Source organism: Roseibium sp. (assembly GCF_025698965.1).
Taxonomy (GTDB): Bacteria; Pseudomonadota; Alphaproteobacteria; order Rhizobiales; family Stappiaceae; genus Roseibium.
Window position 1 is genome coordinate 1 of sequence record NZ_JAILWL010000477.1, and the last position, 4915, is coordinate 4915.

The 4915-nt window shown below is 54.9% G+C and carries 4 protein-coding genes and 1 pseudogene; 3 read left to right on the plus strand and 2 right to left on the minus strand.

Annotation, left to right across the window (positions count from 1 at the left end; translation table 11 throughout):
• The 3 genes and pseudogenes from K5905_RS27405 to K5905_RS27415 all read left to right on the plus strand — a co-directional run.
• Window positions 1–264, plus strand: a pseudogene (locus K5905_RS27405) (aspartate-alanine antiporter); the annotation flags it as partial.
• 15 nt (window positions 265–279) lie between these two features.
• Window positions 280–1875, plus strand: a complete 1596-nt coding sequence (locus K5905_RS27410; protein WP_297590243.1) for a bifunctional aspartate transaminase/aspartate 4-decarboxylase — start codon at window positions 280–282, stop codon at window positions 1873–1875.
• Window positions 1876–2020: 145 nt separating this feature from the next.
• A complete protein-coding gene (locus K5905_RS27415; protein WP_297590246.1) occupies window positions 2021–2437 on the plus strand; it encodes an MAPEG family protein in 417 nt (138 codons plus the stop codon).
• On the opposite strand, the gene K5905_RS27420 is transcribed toward K5905_RS27415, so the two are convergent.
• Both K5905_RS27420 and K5905_RS27425 read right to left on the minus strand, forming a co-directional pair.
• Window positions 2438–3055, minus strand: a complete 618-nt coding sequence (locus K5905_RS27420) for a GntR family transcriptional regulator (protein ID WP_297590248.1) — start codon at window positions 3053–3055, stop codon at window positions 2438–2440.
• A 105-nt stretch (window positions 3056–3160) separates the two neighbouring features.
• Entirely contained in the window at window positions 3161–4168 is a 1008-nt protein-coding gene (locus K5905_RS27425) for a YncE family protein (RefSeq protein WP_297590250.1), read from the minus strand.
• Window positions 4169–4915: the final 747 nt, after the last annotated feature.

The following is a 4915-nucleotide window of genomic DNA, read 5'->3' on the forward strand; positions in this document are numbered from 1 at the left end:
TTTGGCATCGGTGTGACACTTATTCCGCAGTCCATAGGGTTCTTCTTTTCCTACTATGTGCTGCGGATCCAAAACCCTATTGAAGCTCTGGCCTGTGTGGCAGGTGGGCGAAGCGCCAATCCGGCTTTTGCGGCCCTTCTCGGCAAGGCGGACAACGCGACACCCGTTGTTACCTTCACCGTCACCTACGCGGTTGCCAATGTGCTTCTGACCCTTTGGGGACCGCTGATTGTCGGCCTCGTGACAACCAATCCGGCACAATGATCTTGGAGATCTCACATGAGCAAGAACGATTATTCAGGCTTTGAAGATCTGAGCCCGTTTGAACTTAAAGACAAACTGATTGAAATCGCCACGTCCTCCGCCGACCGGATGATGCTGAATGCAGGACGTGGTAATCCCAATTTCCTGGCGACCCATCCGCGGCGCGCCTTTCTCCGGCTCGGCGATTTCGCCGTTGAAGAATCCGAGCGGTCCTATTCCTATCTCGACAGTGGCTTTGGCGGCCTGCCTGAACAGGAAGGCATGTTGCTCCGCTTCGAGGATTTTCTGCATCGGCATGAGGACAAGGACGGCACCACGTTTCTGAAAGCCTGCCTCTCCTATGCCAAGGACCAACTGGGCATTCACAGACACGAACTGATCCACGAGATGGTCCAGGGTTTCCTTGGCTGCGTCTATCCCGTTCCGCCACGTATGCTGTCCAACGCAGAGAAGATTGTAGGCGCCTATCTGAGCAAGGAAATGTTCGGTGACGAGCCACCGGCTGGCCCGTTCTCCGTCTTTGCCACCGAAGGCGGCACGGCGGCGATGACCTATATTTTCCAGACCCTGAAATTCAACGGCCTGGTGAAAGAAGGCGACAAGGTTGCCCTCGGAACGCCGATCTTTTCGCCTTACCTGGAAATTCCGCCACTGCCGGAATACGACATGCCCGTCGTCGATATCCGTATGGAGGAAGGTGCCGACTGGCAGTTTTCGGATGCAGAGCTTGCCAAGCTGGAAGACCCGTCGATCAAGGTCTTTTGCATCGTCAACCCAAGCAATCCACCTTCAGTCAAACTGTCTCCTGAGGATCTGGATCGTGTGGCGGCAGTCATCAACGAAAAACGCCCAGACCTGTTTGTCGTGACGGACGATGTTTATGGCACGTTTGCAGACGACTTCGTCTCGCTGTTCGCCAAATGCCCTCGCAACACGCTGTGTGTCTATTCATTCTCGAAATATTTCGGCGCGACCGGCTGGCGCCTCGGTGCGATTGCACTTCATGAGGACAATGTTTTCGACGATGCCCTGGCGGCATTACCGGAAAACACGAAAAAGGTTCTGGATCGACGCTATTCATCACTGACGACGACACCGCGCGACATCCGGTTTATCGACCGGTTGGTTGCTGACAGCCGGGCGGTCGCACTCAATCACACGGCTGGTGCGTCAACACCACAGCAGATCCAGATGATGCTGTTCGCGCTTTCCGGTCTGCTCGACCGGGACGACCGCTACAAGAATGCGGCCAAGGGACTGATCCGCAAACGGTTCAGTACGCTGGAACTCAATATGGGCGTCAAGCCTCATCGCGAGCCGAATGACGTCAACTATTACACGCTTATCAACCTGCAGCATCTCAGCGGGCGGATCTATGGTGAGGCTTTCGCGAACTGGTTCGTTGCCAACAAGAAGGGCTACGATTTCCTTTTCCGGCTCGCGGAGGAAACCGGCGTGGTACTTTTGCCAGGAAAGGGGTTTGAGGTGGTCGACGCTTCCGCGCGCGTTTCCCTGGCCAACCTGACCGAGGCCGAATACGCCAAGATCGGCGCTTTCGCCCGGCAGATTATCAGTGAATATCACGAGGAATATTCAAAGGAACACCCGTAAAACTTCAACACGCGACGGCCATTTGATCGTCTTGTACGAGTGAAGAACTAGCGCTGAACCGGTTCCGTCGGTTCAGCGTATTTTTTTGGTAAAATGCGCAATCGTTCCGCGACTGAAACAGCCCCGTGCCTGATCGGAGACTCTCATGAGCATTGTCGTCACCCCCATTTTCGCAGGCTTGCTGGCGCTGCTTTATCTGGTTCTGACCGTCCGGGTGATCAAGGCACGGGGATCGGAGCATATCGGCCTGGGCGACCAGGGCAACGAGCACCTGCTTCGGCGCATGCGTGCCCATGGCAACTGTATCGAATACGTGCCCCTCGCGCTTCTGCTGATGCTCATGCTGGAACTGATGGGGAGCGCCAGCTGGCTGCTTTACGGACTCGGCTTCACATTGCTGGTCGGACGCATCGGTCATGCTTACGGTTTCAGCCGCGAACCGGAACTGGGCAACTTGCGCGTCGCCGGGATGATCCTGACTTTCGGCGTGATTGCCGTCGCCGCCGTCGCCAATCTGGCTCATTCCCTGCACAGCGCCATTGCGGGAAGCATTCCTAGCTGATCAGATCTGCTGAAGCCGGGTCTTGTGGGCATGGAAGATATGCAGACGCGCGGCGGCTTCCGCCTTGTGGCAGTCTCCTGCGGCAATTGCGTCAACAATTGCTGCATGTTCTTCCACCGCTGTTTCCCTCCGCTCCGGCGTATCGAGTGTTGTGCCTGCCATCAGGATCAGGGACAGGCGCAAGTGATCGATCTGATCGACGAGATAGCGATTGTGAGACGCAAGACACAGGCGACGGTGGAATTCGCGATTTGAACGGACCAGACTGTCCTTGTCTTCGATGCGTTTGCGATCCGCGACCACCAGATCCTGTAGGATTTCTATTTCCGGCTGGGAAGCATGTTTGGCGGCCAGGCCAGCCGCCGTACCTTCCAGCACTTCACGCATGAAATAGACTTCGTTGATCTGGCCATGATCCAGTGTCGGCACCACCATGCCACGGTTGGGTTCGTGCACGGCAAGGCCCTGCGCCTCGAGACGTTTCAACCCTTCGCGGATCGGCGTTCGGGAAACACCGAATTCTTCAGCCAGATCCGCTTCGCGCAGGCGGTCTCCGGGTTTGAGCACCCGCTCCTCGATCAGGCCGATAAGCCGCTGATAGATTTCAGATCCATTCATAAGATCTGGTTAGCGGCTTGATCGAATTCGCGCAAGGTGGACGATGCAGCAAGATGGCAATCGCAAACGAAAAACGGAGGGCGATGATCCGCCCTCCGCGAGAGTTCAGCTGACCAGTTTGACGTCGCTGAAGGCAAGGCCGTCAGCCCCGGCATCCGTTTCAAAGACGCGTGAAACAGACCAGTTTGATGTATCTATTTCGACAACGAGGCCGCTGTCCTGCGCTCCGGCAAAGAGGTAGTTGCCATCAGGTGAAAACAGAAGAGATGCTGGTCCGTTGGCACCATGAGGGGCAAGGTTGATCTCTTTCTGAAGCTCGCGTGTTTCGCGATCATACACAACGATCCGATCTCCTCTCAGGTCGGCGACAGCCACATGTTCGCCATCCGGGTGAAACAACACGCGGATCGGCAGAAAACCGGCGTCTATGACATCCACGCGTGTCATGTTTTCAGGCTCAAAGACGATAATGTTCTGCGACTGGTTGTTGGCCACCCAGAGCTCCTTACCGTCCGGACTGATTCCGACACCTTCTGGGCCACGATCCGCGTCCGCGGTTTGTGTGATCTTCATGGTTTCGACATCAACGACCGAAACCTTGTCAGATCCCCGGCTGGTGACATAAGCCGTTTGCGCGTCCGGCGTGAGCGCCAGCAGGTGAGATCCGATCAGGTCCGTCGCGACGCTGGCGGCAACTTCACCTTTTTCCATGTCCACCTTGATGACGTCCCGGGTTTCTTCGGTCGTTACGATTAGCTTGTTGCTGTCGCCGATCCAGGCAATGCCGTGTGGCGCCATATGGGGCGAGATGTCGATCGTCTCCAGATGTTTGGCGCTCGCAACGTCAAACAGGTTCAGTTCCTGGCCGATATAGCCCTCCTCAAGATAGGAGACGACAACCACCTGACTTCCGTCGAGAGAAAGCGTGAGCTCGTGCGGCGAACCGCCTGCTTCAACACGATTGATCTCCTTGCCGGTTTCAAGGTCGACGAAGCTGATGTTGCCCGCATATTTGTTGCCGACAATCAATGTCGCAGCATTCGCGGTCACGATGGTTCCAGCCGCAAGACACAATGCAGATGCGGTGGAAATCAGAAACTTTTTGCATGGCATATCCGAACACCCTCCAGTTTTACAATTCAACGCATGAACAGGCATCCCTAATATTCAAGATTCAGCTGCTCTTCATGGTATTCTTTTAGCATTTGGAGAATTGTTTTAATACTTAACTCTTTTTAATCTTAATTTTCAGAAATTAAATCACGCTTGCGAATTTTAGTTGCCTTGTTATTGTTGTTTCTCAAATAATATACTTTAGTTTAGCAATATAACATTCAATAAAAACCTCAGCTTCCCGAAGACCGGACCATGCTCTCGCGACCGCAGACGAGTCGCAGTTCTGGTGCACCGGGCAGCAAAGCTTCTGATTCAGCAATCGTATCATCGGGAAAGACGAGAAACGGGGAAGTACTCTCTTTCAGGGGCACTCATCTGGTGATGTCACTGGCGAAGCCACAGCGGTCAAGGGACTTGAACCCCTCCTCTTCCGGTCCGCGGCCTCAAGCGCACTTTGCCGGTTTCCAGGCCAACAGCCGACTGTTTCGCCTGGAGGACCGCGCAATCTTCGTGCTGCCAGTGACGATTTCTGCCAAATCGACGCCATTAGCGGACGTACCGCTGATGGTGCTGACGATGGACCAGATTGTCATAGACTTTCAGCGAGTGCCCTGAGGCTGGTTTCAGCAATGTCGAACAAATCGTTGACCTGGGCTTCGGTGATGACGAGCGGTGGACAGAAAGCCATCGCATCGAGCATGTTGCGAGAGATCAGGCCGTTTTCGAGGAAGACCGTATTGGCCT

Bases quoted from the DNA above. Each gene is read 5' to 3' on its own strand.
- K5905_RS27410 (WP_297590243.1), top strand. From the start codon at position 280: ATGAGCAAGAACGATTATTCAGGCTTTGAAGATCTGAGCCCGTTTGAA.
- K5905_RS27415 (WP_297590246.1), top strand. From the start codon at position 2,021: ATGAGCATTGTCGTCACCCCCATTTTCGCAGGCTTGCTGGCGCTGCTT.
- K5905_RS27420 (WP_297590248.1), bottom strand. From the start codon at position 3,055: ATGAATGGATCTGAAATCTATCAGCGGCTTATCGGCCTGATCGAGGAG.
- K5905_RS27425 (WP_297590250.1), bottom strand. From the start codon at position 4,168: ATGCCATGCAAAAAGTTTCTGATTTCCACCGCATCTGCATTGTGTCTT.